The 17,946-nt window shown below is 69.5% G+C and carries 18 protein-coding genes; all 18 read left to right on the top strand.

All coding sequences use genetic code 11. The features are described from left to right. The first annotated feature begins 6 nt into the window (after positions 1 to 6). On the top strand, positions 7 to 1,557 hold the full coding sequence (locus AC6CCG_RS03775) for a hypothetical protein (RefSeq protein WP_496653108.1): 1,551 nt from the start codon (positions 7 to 9) through the stop codon (positions 1,555 to 1,557). Between the two features lie 2 nt (positions 1,558 to 1,559). Further along, entirely contained in the window at positions 1,560 to 2,588 is a 1,029-nt protein-coding gene (locus tag AC6CCG_RS03770) for a phage minor head protein (protein WP_496653107.1), read from the top strand. Positions 2,589 to 2,747: 159 nt separating this feature from the next. After that, on the top strand, positions 2,748 to 3,953 hold the full coding sequence (locus AC6CCG_RS03765) for a hypothetical protein (protein ID WP_496653106.1): 1,206 nt from the start codon (positions 2,748 to 2,750) through the stop codon (positions 3,951 to 3,953). A gap of 2 nt (positions 3,954 to 3,955) precedes the next feature. Continuing rightward, positions 3,956 to 4,330: a DUF2190 family protein gene (locus AC6CCG_RS03760; protein WP_496653105.1), complete on the top strand. Its 375-nt coding sequence runs from the start codon at positions 3,956 to 3,958 to the stop codon at positions 4,328 to 4,330. A gap of 13 nt (positions 4,331 to 4,343) precedes the next feature. After that, on the top strand, positions 4,344 to 5,486 hold the full coding sequence (locus tag AC6CCG_RS03755) for a phage major capsid protein (RefSeq protein ID WP_496653104.1): 1,143 nt from the start codon (positions 4,344 to 4,346) through the stop codon (positions 5,484 to 5,486). Between the two features lie 236 nt (positions 5,487 to 5,722). Beyond that, positions 5,723 to 6,097 (top strand): hypothetical protein, encoded by a 375-nt coding sequence (locus AC6CCG_RS03750; RefSeq protein WP_496653103.1) that lies wholly within the window; start codon positions 5,723 to 5,725, stop codon positions 6,095 to 6,097. Then, the gene (locus tag AC6CCG_RS03745) at positions 6,082 to 6,543 is read left to right on the top strand and encodes a DUF6093 family protein (protein WP_496653102.1); all 462 of its coding nucleotides are present in this window, start codon (positions 6,082 to 6,084) and stop codon (positions 6,541 to 6,543) included. Before AC6CCG_RS03750 ends, AC6CCG_RS03745 begins: the two co-directional genes overlap by 16 nt. Further along, the gene (locus AC6CCG_RS03740) at positions 6,543 to 6,890 is read left to right on the top strand and encodes an HK97-gp10 family putative phage morphogenesis protein (RefSeq protein WP_496653101.1); all 348 of its coding nucleotides are present in this window, start codon (positions 6,543 to 6,545) and stop codon (positions 6,888 to 6,890) included. Before AC6CCG_RS03745 ends, AC6CCG_RS03740 begins: the two co-directional genes overlap by 1 nt. A 2-nt stretch (positions 6,891 to 6,892) precedes the next feature. Then, positions 6,893 to 7,297 (top strand): hypothetical protein, encoded by a 405-nt coding sequence (locus AC6CCG_RS03735; protein WP_496653100.1) that lies wholly within the window; start codon positions 6,893 to 6,895, stop codon positions 7,295 to 7,297. A 2-nt stretch (positions 7,298 to 7,299) separates the two neighbouring features. Further along, on the top strand, positions 7,300 to 7,578 hold the full coding sequence (locus AC6CCG_RS03730) for a hypothetical protein (RefSeq protein WP_496653099.1): 279 nt from the start codon (positions 7,300 to 7,302) through the stop codon (positions 7,576 to 7,578). Beyond that, positions 7,575 to 8,105: a phage tail tube protein gene (locus tag AC6CCG_RS03725; protein ID WP_496653098.1), complete on the top strand. Its 531-nt coding sequence runs from the start codon at positions 7,575 to 7,577 to the stop codon at positions 8,103 to 8,105. Before AC6CCG_RS03730 ends, AC6CCG_RS03725 begins: the two co-directional genes overlap by 4 nt. 95 nt (positions 8,106 to 8,200) lie before the next feature. Continuing rightward, positions 8,201 to 8,767, top strand: coding sequence for a hypothetical protein (locus AC6CCG_RS03720; RefSeq protein WP_496653097.1), 567 nt, complete (start codon positions 8,201 to 8,203; stop codon positions 8,765 to 8,767). Between the two features lie 116 nt (positions 8,768 to 8,883). Next, complete coding sequence (locus tag AC6CCG_RS03715; RefSeq protein WP_496653096.1) at positions 8,884 to 9,174, top strand: hypothetical protein; 291 nt, start codon at positions 8,884 to 8,886, stop codon at positions 9,172 to 9,174. Positions 9,175 to 9,198: 24 nt separating this feature from the next. After that, positions 9,199 to 14,157, top strand: a complete 4,959-nt coding sequence (locus AC6CCG_RS03710; RefSeq protein ID WP_496653095.1) for a phage tail tape measure protein — start codon at positions 9,199 to 9,201, stop codon at positions 14,155 to 14,157. After that, a complete protein-coding gene (locus tag AC6CCG_RS03705; RefSeq protein ID WP_496653094.1) occupies positions 14,157 to 15,077 on the top strand; it encodes a hypothetical protein in 921 nt (306 codons plus the stop codon). Before AC6CCG_RS03710 ends, AC6CCG_RS03705 begins: the two co-directional genes overlap by 1 nt. Beyond that, the gene (locus AC6CCG_RS03700) at positions 14,990 to 16,279 is read left to right on the top strand and encodes a hypothetical protein (protein ID WP_496653093.1); all 1,290 of its coding nucleotides are present in this window, start codon (positions 14,990 to 14,992) and stop codon (positions 16,277 to 16,279) included. Before AC6CCG_RS03705 ends, AC6CCG_RS03700 begins: the two co-directional genes overlap by 88 nt. Further along, positions 16,276 to 17,268, top strand: coding sequence for a hypothetical protein (locus tag AC6CCG_RS03695; RefSeq protein ID WP_496653092.1), 993 nt, complete (start codon positions 16,276 to 16,278; stop codon positions 17,266 to 17,268). Before AC6CCG_RS03700 ends, AC6CCG_RS03695 begins: the two co-directional genes overlap by 4 nt. A gap of 45 nt (positions 17,269 to 17,313) precedes the next feature. Next, a complete protein-coding gene (locus tag AC6CCG_RS03690; RefSeq protein WP_496653091.1) occupies positions 17,314 to 17,943 on the top strand; it encodes a hypothetical protein in 630 nt (209 codons plus the stop codon). Positions 17,944 to 17,946 lie beyond the last annotated feature (3 nt).

Below are 17,946 nucleotides of genomic sequence, written 5' to 3'. Positions count from 1 at the left end.
TGACCCGTGCCCGAATGGACGATCAACGGTGACGGCGCCACCGTGCTCGCCGAGCCGCCGCTCAGCGAGCAGCTGGCCGGCGCGCTGCAGTCGAACGCGTTCCTGCAGGAGGCGCTGGCCGACCTCGAACGGCTCTACATGGAAGACCTCGGCTGGCGGAAGATCGGCGCCGAAGGCGACGAGCAGTTCAAGCCGAAGGCCCGGAAGCAGATCGCCGCGTACTCGCGGATCATGGCGCTCGCGAACCCGCTGATCAAGCGGGGCGTGAACCTGCGCATCGGCTACATCTGGGGCCAGGGCGTGACCGTCGCGATCGCCGACGACGGCGCGACCGGGCAGGACGTCAACGCGACCTGGCAGGCGTTCTGGGAAGACCCGCTGAACACGACCACGTTCTGCGCGCCGGAGGCACAGACCGCGCTCGAGCGGCAGCTGCACACCGACGGCGAAGTCGTCCTCGCGCTGCCGACCGACCCGATCACGGGCCGGGTCCGGGTGCGGAACATCCCGCCCGAGGAGATCGACGACATCGTCTCCGACCCCGAGGACGCCGCGAACGTGTGGCTGTACCGGCGCCGCTGGACCGTGCGGACCAGGGAGTCGAATGGCCGCGAGAAGGTCGAGGAGAAGGTCACCTACTATCCGCGGCTTGGGTGGCGGCCGGCGCTGCGGCCGCGGACCTGGGGCGGCGAGGAGATCCGGTGGGATGCGCCGGTCCGGTTCATCGCGGTGAACAAGCTCCGCCCGAACGACCAGCGCGGTATCGGCGACGTGTTCGCCGCGCTGCCGTGGGCGAAGCTGGACAAGGAGTTCCTGGAGAACTGGGCCGTCTACATGAAGGCGATGACCCGGATCCTGTACCAGGTCACCGCGAAGGGGTCGAAGGCGCAGGAGGCGGCCGCCGCGGTGCTCGCGTCGCAGGCCGCGCCGCACAACCCGGGCGGAGCCGGCTCCACCGCGCTCATGGACCCGAACACCGCGATGTCGGTGGTGTCGAAGTCGGGTGCGGAGATCGACGCCGACAGCCACAAGCCGCTCGCCTCGTACGTCGCTGCGGCGTTCGGTGTGCCGCTGACGATGCTGCTCGGCGATCCCGGCTCCACCGGGGCCCGGGCGGTCGCCGAGACGCTGGACGAGCCGCTGGAACTGGAGATGGGTCTGCGGCAGAAGCTGTGGACCGGGGTGCTGCAGGACATCGCGGACTACGTCATCGACTCCGCTGTCCTCGCCCCGGCGAACGGGCTGCGCGGCACGAACCGCCGCGACGGTGACCGGCTCGTTGTTGATCTTCCGGCCGGTGATCAGCGGACGGTCGAGGTCACCTGGCCGGAGTGGGACTCGACGCCGATCGACGTGCTGATGAAGGCGATCAGCCTTGCCGACTCGACCGAGAAGGTCCCCGAGGTCGTGATCCTGAAGTTGATCTTGAAGCTGTTCGAGGTCGAGGACATCGACGACATCATCGACCAGGTCACCGACGACGACGGGAACTGGGTTCCGCCGCAGACCCGAAACGCCGCCACCACGGCCCGGCAGCAGGACCGCGGCGAAGCCTGATCATGGCCGTCACGTCGGAGACGCTGCACGCGCTGCGCGAGTTGCGGATCCTGCTCGACGAGCAGGTCGACGACGCGACCCGCCGACTGGTCGAGGCGTGGGCGAACGCGTGGCAGGAGATCGCCGACGAGCTCCGGCTCGCCGTCGATGACCTGATCGAGCTAGGCGACGGTGACTGGCCGACCCGGTCGCAGGTGCTCCGTGCGCAGTCGGTGGTGAACGCGCTGAAGGCGGCCGGTGACGCGCTGACCGACCTGGCCGAACGGGCCGGGGTGACGATCACCGCCGGCGTGCCGCTGATCGTGCAGGAGATGGACCGGCTGCAGCAGATGCTCGTCGCGTCGCAGCTGCCGACCGTCGGGCCGGGCGTCGCCTGGACCCCGACCGGGGACCGGGCGCTGGAGCAGATCGTGCGGCGCACGACCGGGCAGATCACCGCGCTGACCCGGCCGCTGTCGGTCGAGGCCGAGGCGGCGATGCGGCAGTCCCTGATCCGCGGTGTCGTGGTCGGCGACAACCCGCGCCGGGCCGCGGCGCGGATGCTCGAACGGACCCGGGGCGGGTTCGACGGCGGCCTGCACCGGGCCACGACGATCGCCCGGACCGAGTTGCTCGACGCGCACCGGGCAGCGGCGCTGGAGTCGCGGAAGGCGAACCTGCCGATCCTGGCGGGCTGGCGGTGGGCGGCGACACTGTCGTCGCGGACCTGCCCGGCGTGCCTGTCGCTGGACGGCACCGAGTACCCGGCCGACGAGCCAGGCCCGAACGGTCACCCGAACTGCCGGTGCACCGCGATCCCGGTCACCCGGTCGTGGGCCGACCTCGGCATCGTCCTGGACGAGCCGGCGCCGCTCGGCATCCCGGCCGGCCGCGAATGGTTCGACCAGCAGCCGGAGAAGGTGCAGCGGCAGATCATGGGCGCCGGCCGGCTCGCCGCCTACCGGCAGGGCCGGATCGGGTGGGACGACATGGCGACGCTGCGCCGCAACTCAGGCTGGCGGGACAGCTGGCAGGTCGCGCCGGTCGGCTGACCCGGCCGGCTGCTCCAGCACCAGCGCATCGCACCGCGGGCACTCGTACCGCTTCAACGCACCGTCGGCGCGCAGATCGGCACCAGTCAGCCGGAACACGTGCTCCGGGCAGTCCTGCCCGTCATCCACCACCCGACCGATCCTACGGGAGACCACGCCATGCCCAAGATCACCGAGGCACGCCCGGTTGTCGTATCCGAAGCCGACAGCAACGGGCTGTTCGAGCTCCAGATCATCAGCCCCGGCATGGGGTCGTCCGGCCTGTACCCCGAGAAGACGCTCACCGAGGCCGTCAAGAACAAGGTGTTCGGCAAGGGCACCCAGCTGTTCCTTGATCATCCGACCGCGTCGGAGGCGTTCGAGCGGCCGGAGCGGTCCGTGCGCGACCTGGCCGGGTCGCTGACCGAGGACGCCCGCTGGTCGAACGGTGCGGTCGTGGCGAAGGCCCGGATCTACTCGACGTATCGGCCGTTGCTGGCCGAGGCGGCGCCGGACATCGGCATGTCGATCCGCTGCGACGGCGAGGTGTCCGAAGGCACGCATGACGGCCGCCGGGTCCGCGTGATCGAGGCGCTGACCGAGTGCGCGTCGGTCGACTTCGTCACGCGCCCGGGCCGCGGCGGCGCTGTGCTGTCGGTCCTCGAATCGGCCCGGATCAGCGAGACCGTCACCAGCGACCGGCGAGACCAGCTGGAGCGGGCCGTGCCGGAACGGGCGTACGTGCGGGACTTCGACCCGGACGCCGCCGAAGTGTTCTACACGCAGTACGACGAGGACTCCGACAAGTCCCGGATCTACGCCCAGTCGTACGAGGTCGCCGACGACGACCGCAGCGTCACGCTGACCGGCGATCCGACCGAGGTCCGTGTCGTCACCACCTACGTCCCTGTCGCCTCGGCAGGGCGCACCACCACCACCGAATCCGAGGAGATTCACATGCCCGAGATCGAGGCCGGCAAGCTGGCCGAACTCACTGAGGCTGCAGGGCGGGTGCCGGCTCTCGAGACCGAGCTGACCGAAGCCAAGCGGCTCGCCGAGGAGGCCCGTGCCGCGCTCGCAGCCCGCGACCTGCGCGAGGCCGCCGAGAAGCGCGCCCGCGACGCCGTGAAGGACCTGCACCCGGCGATGGCCGACCGGGTCGTCGAGTCCGTCGCCGGCGAGGGCCGGGACATCCCGACCAAGGACGGCCGGCTGGACGAGCCGGCGTTCGACCAGGCCGTCACCAAGGCGGTCGAGGCCGAGCAGGCCTACGCCGCCAAGTTCGCCCCGTCCGGGGTCACCGGGTTCGGCCAGTCCGGCCCGGTCACCGAATCCGCCCGCCCCCGCCAGAACGGCTGGGGCCGCGAGATCAACAAGGAGGCCTGATCATGGCGCGCAACGAGAAGTTCCGGGACGCCGACCACCTGAGCCTCCCGGTCCCGGCCGGGAAGAAGTCCGGTGATCCGATCCGGATCGGCGGCCTCAACGGCGTGCTGCAGACCGACAGGTCCGACACGTCGGTGACCCCGGACGAGGTCCGCGGCCCGGCGGTGAATCTCAACCCGCACGGCTACGCCACGGTGTGGCTGAAGGGCGCCTGGGACTTCGTCGTCGACTTCGCGATCACCAACATCGGCGACCCGGTCTACATGACCCCCGGCGGCGCTCTGACCGCCACCGCGTCCGGCAACAACCTGTTCGGGCACGCCCTGTCCACCAAGTCGGCCACGTCGGGGCCGCTGACCGTTCGCATCGCGAACTGAGCAGGAGAAAATCATGCTGGAAATGCTGAACGGTCCCGCCTCCGAGGGCGCCGACGACAGCAAGTTCTTCGAGGGGATGGTGGCGCCGCGCCGGTACCGGATCAGCGAGTCGCTGATGGACCGGGCGCACACCTTCCTGTCGGAGGCGTTCGCCGGCCGGAAGTCGGAGAAGGACATCCGCGAGGCGTTCTCGACCAGTGACTTCACGCTGGCCGCGTTCGCCGCGATCGACTTCGAGACGCAGCAGCAGTACGCCGAGCTGCCGTCGGTGTGGCGGCAGTACACCGACACCACGCTGGTCAACGACTTCCGGCCGAAGCGGCTCCAGGACCGCTGGGACAACCAGCTGGGCCTGAAGCAGGTGCCGGAGCTCACCGAGTACCCGACCGGCGCGAAGGGCGGGCACGACCAGTTCTGGATCAACGTGTTCAAGTACGGCCTGCGTGACGCGATCTCGTTCGAGGCGCTGAAGAACAACGAGGCCATCGACGAGCTCGAGGACATCCCGACCAAGTACGCCCGGGCCGCCGGCGAGACCGAGACGATCAACGCGCTCGCGAACATCCTCAACGTCAACCCGGAGACGAACCTGGCCGACGGGGTCAACACCGCGTTCTTCAAGGCGGCCAACGGGAACGCGCCGACCGCGCTGCCGCTGACCGCCGAGAACCTCGACGCGGTCATCCAGGCCGTGGGGACGCGGAAGTCGAAGAACGGGAAGCTCGTCGGGATGCCGAGCCTGCAGCTGCTGGTGCCGAAGGCGCTGGAGCAGCAGATGAAGCGGATCCGGGCACTGCGCGAGATCCGGATCACGAACGGCGACACCACGAACGTGTTCGACAACTTCCTGGTCGACCTCGACTACACCGTCGAGCCGATGCTGGACGTGATCAACACCAACGCGAAGGCGCTCACCACGTGGTTCGTGCTGCCGAAGACCGGCCAGCGGCGCCCGGCGTCGTTCGCGGCGTTCCTCCGCGGCTACGAGACCCCGGACCTCCGGGTCAAGGCCAACACCGGCAACCGGATCGGTGGCGGCGACATCTCCCCGATCGAGGGGTCGTTCGAGGTCGATGACATCCAGTACCGGGTGCGTCATATCGTCGGCCACCAGCAGGGCGACCCGACGTTCACGTACGTGTCGCTGGGTTCCTGATCACGACGCCCGGGCGGTGACCGAAGCCCCGCCGCCCGGGCGCCGCCCTAGCTGTTGGGCCGGGCGTCAACCCGAACCGAATCCGGCGTAGCTCGCAGGGTCATCCGTTGCCGGTCGGGAAGACGGACTGAGGGTGCCGTGGCGGGCATAGCCACGCCGGCGCCGGAGCGTTCCTTTCCACCCTCGTACGGCCGATCTGCGCCCGGCCCACAACCTGACCAGTGAGGGAGTTGATCATGCCCTACGACCCGACCACGGACGCCGGCAAGGTCCGGCTGTTGATCAACGACGTCGACAACGCCCGTCCGATCTTCACCGACCCCGAGATTGCGACGTTCCTCGAGCTCGAGGGCGGCCGGGTCAAGCGGGCCGCGGCGCAGGCGCTGGACACGATCGCCGACAACGAGGCTCTGCGGTCCAAGGTGATCCGTACCCAGGACGTCGGCACCGACGGCGCGAAGGTCGCCGACGCGCTGCGGAAACGGGCCGCCGCGCTGCGGCTGCAGGACGACGACGAGCAGCAGGACGAGGACGGGTTCGCGTTCCAGATCGTCCCGTTCCAGCCGTACGGGCCCGGCCGGCCCGAACTGACCGAATGGCCTCTGCGGTGAGGCCCATGCACCACGGCCGGCCCGGAACCGAGGTCATTCCCGCCTCGTGGGCTGAAGATCATCGGCCGACAGCGGCTGGGACCATGACCGGCTGGTGCGAGCTCCGCGGGCCGGACGTGCGGGTCGAGGACCCGGCCACCAACAGCATCGTGTGGGTGCCGGGCCCGTTGATCTTGCCCGGCGCTGTGCCGTGCCGGGTGCAGCGGCTGAACGACGAGCAGAACCCGACCGTCGGCGAGCAGCGCCTCTCGGTCGGCGACTACTTGATCACCATCCCCTACACCGCGACCGACCTCCCGCCCGGCACGGTCGCCCGCGTCACCGCCTCGTCCGACGCGGTGCTGAACACCAAGCCGATCTACGTGGTCGCCGCGGCCGTCGGCACCGACGTGTGGGAACGCGACCTGTTCTGCTCCACCACCCAGCCCGGGAAGGCGGTGACCTGATGCCCGCCGACGTGCGCGAACTGCAGAAGCTGGCCCGCGATCTCCGCCGCGCCGGCCGGACCGCCGAGGGCAAGGCGGCCGCGGTCGTGGTCAAGGTCGCCGCCGACATCGAGTCCGACGCGAAACGACTGTGCCCGGTCGACACCGGCCACCTGCGGAACTCGATCAGCCGCGAGTTCTCCCCCGACTACCTGGCCGCCGAAGTCGGCCCGACCGCGAACTACGGCGCGCACGTCGAGTTCGGCACCTGGAAGCAGGCTCCGCAGCCGTACATGATGCCGGCCGCGGACCGGCACCTGCCCCGGTTCGAGAAGGCCCTCGGCCAGATCCTGGACAGGCTGCTGTAGCCGTGCCCACCGTCACCAGCCTGTCCGAGTTGATCATGGACAGGCTCAAAAGCCTGCCCAACCTGACCGCGCTGAACGCCGAGGTCCCGACCGGCCCCGCGCAGGGCTACGCCGTGTTCTACCCCGGCACCGGGAACGCCACGGCCGAGTTCCTCGGATCGGTCGCCGACGGTCTCGGCTGGCCATTCTACGTCGTCTGCGTCGGCTACTCCCCCACCCAATGCACCCGGGTCGTGGACCAGGTCCGCGGCGCGCTGACCGGCTGGCGGCCGGACCCCGAACGGAAGTCGATGGGCCGGCTCAAGGAGGACGAGACCGGCGCCACCATGCAGCGCGACGACGACGCCCCGGGCGGACCCCGATGGTCCCTGACCCTTCGCTACACCCTCACCACCAACAGGAGTTGATCATGTCTCAGCCCGACTACGTCCGCGTGCTGATCCCTGAGTCGAAGCAGCACGCCACGGTGACCCGGGCGTTCGCCGAGGCCCGGGGCCTGGAAATCCGCGAGGACCTGAAGGCCGTGAACCGGGACGGCCGGCCGCTGAAGCCGACCGACGCCGACGAGGCGCCTGCACCGCCCGCGCCCGAACCGGCCCCGGCCGATCCCGTACCGGCCGCCGACCCGCCGCCCACGGGCCAGCCCAGGCCCGCCGCTCGCGCTGACAAGAAGGAGAACCAGTCGTGACCGTCTTCTACCCCGAGGGTGTGTCCTCGCAGGGCGCCGAGTCCCTGATCTTCGTCCCGACCCTGGCCGACCCGACTGCCCCGAAGCTCACCGAGCTGACCGGCACTGCCGCGATCAACCTCTCGTTCGCGGTCCGCGGGTTCGAACCGCAGTCCGAGCAGTCCTCGGTGCCGGACGTTCGGCTCGGGTCCAAGCAGACGTTCGAGTCGCCGGGCCGGGTCAACAAGACCCTGAACGACATCACCTACGTCTACGACCCGCAGGCCGCAGCGGCCGACCCGGACAACGTCCACTACGACGCCATGAAGCGCGGCGTCACCGGCTACCTGATCGACCGCCGCGGCCTCGACGCCGAGACGGCCGCGCTGGCCGTCGCCCAGAAGGTCGACGTCTACCCGGTCCAACTGGGCGACCAGCGCCGGGTCGCGATCGACCCGAACGCCGAAGGCGGCAAGTTCGAGATCATCCAGAAGCCGTTCGTCACCGGCCTGGTCCGCGAAGACGTGGCGATCGTCGCCGGGCCGTAGCCCCTGAGCGCGTGCCGGCCCGGTCCGCAGGTACCGGGCCGGCACGTACCCCTTCACCTGCACCTGCACCCCTCACCTGCACCGAAGGACCAGCCATGCCCGAATTCGATTCCCTGCGGACCCTCCTGCGTGACCGGCAGAAGAAGGCCGGCGCGCTCGGCACGATCACCGTCGACATCTGCCTCGACACGAGCCTCATCGCCGACCTCGAGCGCCTGGAGATCCAGAAGGCGGCACTGACCGCGGTCGACCCGAAGGAGCCGCCGCGCCTCGGCGGCAAGCCGAAGAAGGACACCACCGATCTTGATCAACTGATCGAGGCGAAGAACGCCGAGATCGCCGCCGCGACGATGGAACTCACGTTCCGCAGCCTGTCGTCGGTGCACTACCAGCGCATCGTCAACGAGCACGACGACACCCACAACGAACGCGGCCAGCTGGTCACGGTGAAGTGGCATGCGTTCCTTGATCATCTCGCGTCCGAGTGCCTGGCCAAGGTGAAGCGGGACGGCAAGGAAGAGTCCGACGACTACGAGTGGGCCGACATCTGCGAAGGACTCACGTTCGGCGAGTGGGAGCCGATGGTCATGTCCGTGCTGCACCTGAACCAGCGGCGCGTCGAAGTCCCTTTCTCGTCGAAGCCCTCCGCAAACACCCGGTAGAACTGCGGGCGCTCCAAGCCTGCCTCAAGGCCGGTATCTCACCCCGCCGCTTCGAGGGGTGGGAGCCGGCCGAACGAACCAAGATCATCTACGACGCCGAGGGCCGTCCAACAGAGATGATCACCACCCGAGACCCCGAATGGAGTCTCGAAGACCGCGCACTCATCGACGCGGTCCAGGCCTACGAGGCCGACCTGTGCCCCGGCTGCGGCCAGCCGCTCTCCGAGTCGCTCCACGGCCACGGCGGCGAGCACCGCCGCTACCGAGTCGGCTACAGCGTGTGCATGGCCTGCCAGGCCCGCTCTCGTGCTCAGCACCAGCAGCACCTGAAGGACGAAGCCCTGGAGAAGAAGGGCCGGCACGTCCCCCACTCCGCCCGTCTCTGGACGGTCGACCCAATCCCCTGACCCCAACCCGGAAGGCGGTGACGCATGTCCGATCGCAGCGTTGCCGTCGCCATCAAGGCCGACCTCGGATCGTTCCCCACCGACCTCGACCGGGCCGCCTCGTCGGCCGACAAGCTGGCGCTGTCGCTGCGTGCGATGGGCCGCACCGCGGACGGGCTGGACCGGGTGTCGCGGTCGTCGAAGAAGGTCAAGGACTCAATCCCCGACAGCCGGAAGGTGAAGTCCCTCGGCGATGCGTTCGCCCAGCTGGACAAGCAGTCCGCCTCACTGGACCGGATCTCGACGACCCTGCTCGGCATCGGCACGGCAGGCGTCGTCGGGCTGGCTGCAGCCGGCAAGGCGGCCATGGATTGGGAGTCCGCCTGGGCCGGGGTCACTAAGACCGTCGACGGGTCCGCCGCGGAACTGGGCCACCTGCAGGACGAACTCCGCGACATGGCCAAGACCATGCCCGCGGCGCACGGCGAGATCGCTGCTGTCGCTGAGGCGGCCGGGCAGCTCGGTGTGAAGACGGCCGACATCTCGAAGTTCACCAAGACCATGATCGACCTCGGTGAGACGACGAACCTCACCGCGGACGAAGCCGCGACCAGCTTGGCGCAGTTCTCGAACATTATGGGCACGTCCGGACAGGACGTCGACCGGCTCGGCGCGACCATTGTTGATCTTGGTAACAAGGGCGCCTCGACCGAGCGGCAGATCGTCGAAATGGGCCAGCGGATCGCCGGCGCCGGCAACACGATCGGGCTGAACGAGACCCAGGTCCTGGCCTACGCCAACGCGCTCGCGTCCGTCGGGATCGAAGCCGAGGCCGGCGGCACCGCGATCTCCACCAGCTTCCTCCGCATCGAGCAGGCCGTACGGTCCGGCGGCGCGAAGCTCGAAACGCTCGCCGAGACCGCAGGCATGACCGGAGCAGAGTTCCGCGACGCGTTCACCAAGGACGCCGGCGCGGCCGTCGAGCAGTTCATCTCCGGGCTCGGCCGTGTCCAGCGCGAGGGTGGCGACACCACGGCGATCCTTAAGTCCCTCGGCATCACCGGCATCCGCGAAGCGGACGCGCTGCGCCGGCTCGCGTCGGCCGGGGACCTGCTGTCCAAGTCGCTGGAGACCGGCAACACCGCCTGGCAGGAGAACACGGCGCTCGCCGAGGAAGCCGCGAAGCGGTACGCCACCACCGAGTCCCAGGTCAAGATCGCCTGGAACGGGATCAAGGACGCCGCGATCGACGCCGGCGCGGAGATCCTGCCGATCGTCCGGGACATCTCTGGCGGCATCGCCGAGTTCGCCGGCCTGTTCGGTGACATCCCCGACCCAGCGAAGCAGGCAGTCGTCGCGATCGGTGCGACCGTTGCCGCGTTCGCGCTCCTCGGCGGTGGCGCGCTCAAGGCCGTCACGGCAGTTGCTGGGCTGACTACGTCGATCCGCACACTCCGTGCCGAGTCACCACGGGCAGCCTCGTCGATCACCGGGCTTGGCAAGGCCGCAGCCCTCGCGGGTGCCTCGTTCGCCGCGATGCAGATCGTCGGCGCTGTAGCGAAGTCACTTATCGGCGAATTCACGCCATCAGTCGAGGCCGCCACGAAGGCCCTGGACGACCTGAACACCAACCAAGACCGGAAGTCGCTGGACGACCTCTTCCAGTTCGAGTCCGGCGTGTTGATCAAGGACCGGATCAACGGCGTCGGCGAAGCGATGAAGGCGGTCAGCCAGGTCAACCTGGGCAACACCGTGCAGGGAGCCGTCTCCGGGCTGTTCGGCATGTCGTCCATGGCTCAGGACGCCAAGGACACCTTCTCCGAGCTCGACCGCCAACTGTCCGCGATGGACGGGACCGAAGCAGCGAAGACGTTCGATCAGATCCGCCAGATCGCCGAAGAGCAGCAGATCCCCCTTGATCAACTCGTCGCCCTGTTCCCGGAGTACTCCGACAAGATCAGGAAGGCCGCCGAGGCCGCCGGCGGCGGCTTCACCAACGTGTCCGATCTGACCCAGGCGATGTCCGGGCAGGGCGCCGCAGCAGCACAGGCCAACACCAGCACCAGCGACCTGGCACTGACCGTGAAGGACCTCGGCACCAAGTACGACGCGCTCGAAACCGCGACACAGACACTCGCGGACGAGACGCAGAAGATGATCGACAAGTTCACGATCTTGAACGAGGGCGCCCTGTCCGGGGAGCGGGCCACGGTCGCCTACGAAGAGGCACTCGACAACATCTCGGGGTCGCTGAAGCTCAACCGCGACGAACTCGTCAAGAAGTACCAGGCCGAGGGCATGAACGAGAAGCAGGCGCTGCGGGCGGCTGCTGCCGAGATCCAGGGCGCGAAGTCGCTGGACGCCGGCACCGAGGCCGGGCGCCGGAACCGTCGGGCGATCGTCGACGCCGTCGAGGCGCTGAACGCGAAGGTCGCCGCGAACTTCAAGGAGAACACCGAGGTCCGGAAGGGCGAAACCCAGCAGCAGGCCGCCGAACGCGCCTACAAGACGGCCCGCGAGGAAATGAAGAAGGGGATGGAGCAGATCCTCGACAACGCCGACGCGGCCGGGCAGAACCGCGAGGAGGTCGAGAAGCTCGCCGGGTCGGTCACGAAGGCACCGAAGGAACTCAACGTCAAGACCGACGCGCCCGGGATCAAGGAAGCCCAGGGCGAAATCGACGACCTGAAGACCAAGATCAGGGACCTCGAAGACAAGGTCATCAACATCACCGCCTCGTTCGGTGTGAAGGGCACCACGCTCGATTTCGAGACCGGTACCGCGATCAAGATCGGCAACAAGACTGTCTCGGCCAACCCTGCACCCGGCGGCTACCACGAGGGTGGCTGGACCGGTCCGGGCGGGAAGTACGAGCCGGCCGGTGTCGTGCACCGCGACGAGTTCGTTGTCCGGAAGGAATCCCGCAGCCGGTTCGAAGCCTCGCACCCGGGCGCACTTGATCATCTGAACCGCACCGGCACCCTGCCCGGCTTCTACGACGGCGGCCGCGTGTCGCGCAAGATCACGGTCAACTCGGCGTTCCCGTCGGCCAGCAAGCTCGATCTGGACGACCCGCTGGCCAAGGCTGCCGACCGGATGGGCAAGGCCGGCGAGAAGATGATCTCCGAGGCCGCGAGCCAGCTGAGGAAGGCCGCCGCCGAACTGGCCACCGAGATCCCTGGCGGCGCGTACACCAAGATCGACGTCTCCAACCCCCGCGGGCTCACCACGTTCCGCGGGCACACGTTCTCCAACCTCGCCGCGGCGACACTGGCAGCGACGGAGAAGGACGCCGGCCGCCAGTTCGTGATCTTCCAGGGCGGCTTCCGTCCGCGCACGAGCTACTCGGGCACGTCGCACCAGGGGGATGCGATCGACGCCCGGGTCGACTCGGCGCTGATGCGTGCCGGGATCCGGCACGGCCTGAAGCTGTGGGACCGGACCGGACTCGGGAACTGGGTCAGCCATATGCACGGCATCTTCGGCCCGGGCGCCGGGTACGGGGCTGGCAGCGCGGTCTGGCAGTGGCAGGACTACCTCCGCGGCGGGAACGGGCTCGCCGCAGGCGGCCCGGTCCGCGGCCCGGGCGGCCCGACCGATGACCGGGTGCCGATCTGGGCCAGCAATGGCGAGTACGTGCTGCGCGAGAAGGCGGCCAAGGTGATCGGGCCGACGCTGCTGGCGAAGCTGAACGCGCTCGGCGGCACGATGGGCGGCTACGCCACCGGCGGCCCTGTCGCCCCGTCCGCGTTCGGCCGGTCCACCCAGTTCGACGTGTCGATCATCGTCAAGCTGATCCGGGCGATCGAGCAGCCGATCAAGGACCTCGGCAAGCTGACCGCCGCCGTGGCGAAGGCTCGCGACGCGTGGGAGAACTCGGTCGACAAGGGCGACCCGGTCCGGAAGGCGTACGACCGGGCCAACGCCGCGTACCTGCGCGCCCGGGACGCCCGCGACGATGCCCGCGGGTCGAACGCCGAGCAGCTGAAGCGTGCCCGGGATCGGGTCGCTGACCTGGAGAAGGAGTACCGGGCGGCGAAGAAGGCGGCCGACGCGACGAAGGGCAAGACGGCGGCCGACCGGCACGCCGCCGAGGTCAAGGACCGGCTCGACGCGGCGAAGGACCGGCGCGACAAGATCAGCCGCGGCAACACCGCCGACCTCGCCAAGCTCAACACCGCGCTGTCCAAGGCCGAGAAGGAACGGACCGCCGCGCAACAGAAGCTGACCGCTGCGCAGGACCGGAACCAGGCCGCCGCGGACAAGTTGAAGGACGCCCAGCAGGCCCTCGCCGACGCGCAGAAGCAGGTCGCCGACACGGCCCGGTCGATGTCGGACCAGTTCCGGTCCGCGTACGAGGCGAACTCGACCGACGTCCGGTCGTGGATCGACCTCATGCGGACCGGTACGAAGGACGTCGGCGGGTTCCTGAAGCAGATCCAGACGCTCCGGAGCCGGGGCCTGTCCGAGACGCTGCTGCAGCAGATCATCGGGATGGGCGTCAACGGCGGCGGCGAGCTCGCGGCGGAGATCATCTCCGGCGGGAAGCCGCTGATCGGCGAGCTCAACAAGGTCAGCCAGGGCCTGCAGGACGTCGCGGACAAGCTCGGCTACCTCGGCGCGACCGGGCAGGGCCGCTACGCCGGCGGCGGCTTCGTCACCGGGCCCGGCACGGCCACGTCCGACTCGATCCCGGCCCGGCTCTCGACGGGCGAGTACGTGATCAACGCCGCGGCAACCGCCCGCAACCTGTCGCTGCTGCACGAGATCAACTACGGCACGCAGCGCCCGGCCCGGCACTACACCCGCAGCTACGCGGGCGGCGGCTACGTCCAGCCAGCCCCCGCGGTCGACGTCGGCGCGCTGCGGCAGGCGCTGGACGGCATGCGGATCGAGGGCGCGCTGTCCCTGCGGAACGGGCAGGCCTACATCGAGGGCATCGCCCGGCCGGCGGCCGAGCGGGTCGTCGGTGATCTTGTCGGAGGAATCGGAAGGTCGCACTGATGCCGGTCGTCGTCCCTCCCGGCGCCACCACGCCGCAGCTGCCGGTGCAGGCCGAGTCGGCTGACGGCCGGCTCCGCGCCATCACCCACCCCGAGGGCGGCGGCGTGTTCCTGTACGCCAACTTCTCCGACCTGAACCCGGCACCGCGGAAGGTCCGGTTCGTCCGCGGCCTGGCCCAGGTCCCGGTACGGTCCGGGCACGACGCCACCGCCCCCGGCGGCACCGCGGTCGCCTACGACCGGGAAGCGCCCGGCGGGGTGCCGTCGGCCTGGTACGCGATCCCCGTGTTCTGGCAGGCCGGGCAACTCGTCGACGGGCCGCCGTCGCAGGGAGTGCAACTGGCCGCGCCGACTGTCGACGACGAGCAGGACTTCTGGATCAAGTCCGTCGCGACCCCGCTGCAGCTGAGGCTCGAGGGCCGCGGCCCGGATCCCGAAGGCGCGCTCGAAGGTCGCGACTCGGGGCAGGCCATCCCCGGCAGCGAGTACCTCGCCGGCGGCTGGGACGTCCCCGTCCGGCAGCCCATGACGTACACGTTCCGCACCTACACCCACGCCGAGTTCCGCGCCCTGCAGGACCTGGTCAGCGCTGGCCCGATGCTCATCCAGACCCACCACCTGTACGGCATCCCGGACGAGTTCGCCAAGCTCGGCCGGCTGCAATGGGCCTACCACGTCGGCGCCTACGACCAGCGGCGGACCGTGACCATCACCTTCAACCCGTGCCGCCGGCCGCCGACCGAGGGCGCGCCGCTGTACGTGCCGGGCCACTCGTGGGCCGATGTGAACGCCGCGTACCTGTCGTGGGATCACCTGCAGACCATCGTCCCAACATGGCTGGACCTGTTGATCACGGCGCCACCGATCCCGGACTCGATCATCCCGGAGACTGGCGGCGGTGGCGACGAGGGCGCACCCTGATGCCGTCGGCACGGTTCATGGCGCAGCTGCGCGGCGACGGGTCGCCCCAGTTCGTGACCCGGGTGGACTGGTCCAACGACGGCGGCCGGGAGTGGCGGCCGTCGACGTTCGTGTCCGGCACCGCGACGAACTCGCAGACCTCGCAGATCCGGTGGACCTGCGACATCGCGATCACCGACGTGCCGTTCGGCCGGGACGGGATCAACCCGTTCACGACCCGGTTCCGGATCCTGCGCGGGATCCGGTTCAGCCCGTACGAGAACCCGGAGTTCGTCGGGCTCGGCGTCTACCGGTGCGCCTCGTGCGCCCGGTCCGAGACCGATGATCTGATCCAGCTGACGGGGCAGTCGTTCGAGTCCTACGTGCAGCGGGCCCGGCTGTACCAGCCGCGGACGATCCAGCCGGCATCGGCGCAGGACATCATCGAGAACCCGCGGGCCGAGTTCGGCCGCCGCCGCGGCCTGATCACCGAGGTGCTGCGCGACGCCACGATCAACTGGCATCCCGACATCGACAAGGACCTGGAACTGCCGCGGCTCGTCGCCGTCACCGACCGGTGGGCCACCGTCGACGGCGACCGGGACTCCCGGTCGGTCGGCAAAGCGCTCGGCGGCCGGGTCTTCGTCGACGGCACCGGCATCTGGCAGGTCGCGCCGGTCCCGTCGCTGCAGGACGAACCGGCCTGGACCGTCACCGACGGCGAGCTCGGCGTCTCGCTCGGCGCCGCGGAGGAGCTGACGTCGGAGGGCGTGTACAACGTCGAGGTCGTCGTCGGGACCGCCGGCGGCGCGGTGATCGGCCCGGGCATCGCCCGCGACACCGACGCAGCGTCGCTGACCTACGTCGGCCGGGCGATCGACGACGGCGGGTTCGGGGAGATCGCCGCGCCGGAATACCAGTCGCAGATGATCACGTCGGTCGCGCAGGCGGAGAACGTCGCCCGGGCGCGACTGGCGAACCGGCTCGGTGTCCGGCGGTCGTTCACGTTCGGCCGGCTGCACGACCCGACCGTCCGGGCCGGCGACGTCGGGATCGTCCGGGCGTTCGACGGCGACCACAAGATCATCCTGGACACGGTCCCGTTCGACCTTTCCTCAACGCCGGGCCCGATGCAGTGCCAGACCCGGACCCAGCAGACCCGGCTCGCCGGCGACATCTCCGACGTGGCCGACGAGGTCGGGCTGGACGGTGAGTCGCTGTGAGCAGCTCCGGCGACCTGCAGGACAAGATTCAGCAGATGATCGCCGCCGCGCTGCCGATCATGTACGCGACGGTGTCGGCGGTCGGCGACGACGGCACGGTGAACCTCGCGTTCGGGACGTCGATCATCGAGCAGGTGCCGTGCTCGTCCGGCTACCCGATCCGGGCGATCGGCGACCCGGTCTGGGTGATGCGTGCCCCGTCCGGCAACTGGGAAGTCATGTTCCGATCGTCAGTCGGTGAGGCGCCTCCGTTCGCCACGGTGGAGCAGCTCGAAGCGGCGACCGATTCGCTGACCGTGGACTTCAAGGCCGGCGACGAGGACGTCCGCGGCGACATCAAGCCGGTCCCCCAGATCAGCTGGGGTACCGGCGCGCCGTCGGATCCGTCGTGGCGGCCGGCGGCGGGGGTCTACTTCCGCGACACTGGCAGCGGCGGCCGCGACATCTACTTCGACGAGGCCGTGGCCGCTCCCCCGCCGACGACCGCGCCGACGAAGCCGACCAAGCCGCCGGCCAAGACCGCGCCGAAGTCGATCACTCTGGAGCCGACCGCCCGCGGGTCATGGCGGCCGTCCGGGCAGACGGAATCCGATGTGCTGCAGGGATCGTGGACCAGCCTCGGGAACTGGCTCGGCGGCTGGTTCTACGGCGACGCGATCGAGGACGCCTGCGCCGGCAAGTCCGTGAAGTCGATGGTGATCAGGTTGGCCCGGGCCGGTGGCGGTATCGGCTGGAACTCCGGCGTCCCGGTGCACCTCGGTCTGCATGATCGCCAGACCAAGGGCAAGCCGCCCAAGTCGGAGGGTCCGCGGACGCCGTTCAAGCTCGAACCGAATCAGGCCCGCAATTACACGCTCCCCGCCGCCTGGCGGGACCTGCTCGCGTCCGGTGCGATGCGCGGCTTCTTCGTCTCTGGCTCCGGCCAGGGCGACTACATGAAGTTCACCGGCTCCGCCGGTCGCTTGGTGATCAACTTCAACGCTTCCTGATCACTCATCTTCCATGATCATCCGACCCGAAGGGGGCTGTCCGTCGTGCCCAACCTCAGTCCGTTCGGCAAGATCCCGGTGCCGACCTTCCCGGAAGGACCGGCAGGCCCTGCGCAGATGCAGCAGATCGTCGACGCGATCGACCCGAACATCCTGCTGCACGCGGTGTCGATCGGCGACCGCGACTCGAAGTACGGAGACCTGCCTGCCGGCTCTGTCGTCAGCACCACCCAGGCGCCTTGGTACGTATGGCTGCGGACCTTCACCGTCGTCGAGGGCGTCACCGTGCCCGGCTGGGTCACCCTGTACGAATTCACCGACTGGCAGACGTTCCCGGAGACGGTGTGGGCGACCGGGTGGTCCGACGTAGCGTCACGCTGGTCGAAGTACAACGGCCGGATCGACTTCTATCTGCGTGCCACCTACACCGGCGACAACGCGGTCGGGAACCCGACCAACGGCGGCAACATCTCCGACATCCCCGTGATGCTGCTGCCCTCACAGGTCAAGCCCGTGCTCGGCCAGGTCCCGGTCCAGTTCCTCGCCTCCTGCTGCGGCAACATCAACGTCTCCGTCAACGGCAACGTCGCAGTCACCCACATCTACCCGGGCGGAACGCTGGACGGGTCCGCCGGGACGGTCGTCACCGCCACCAAGACCTGGCGGAAGGGCTGACCC

The organism is Microlunatus sp. YIM B11417, from assembly GCF_059617205.1.
The sequence above is the reverse complement of the archived record's forward strand: the minus strand, read 5'-3'. Positions and strand labels throughout refer to the sequence as shown.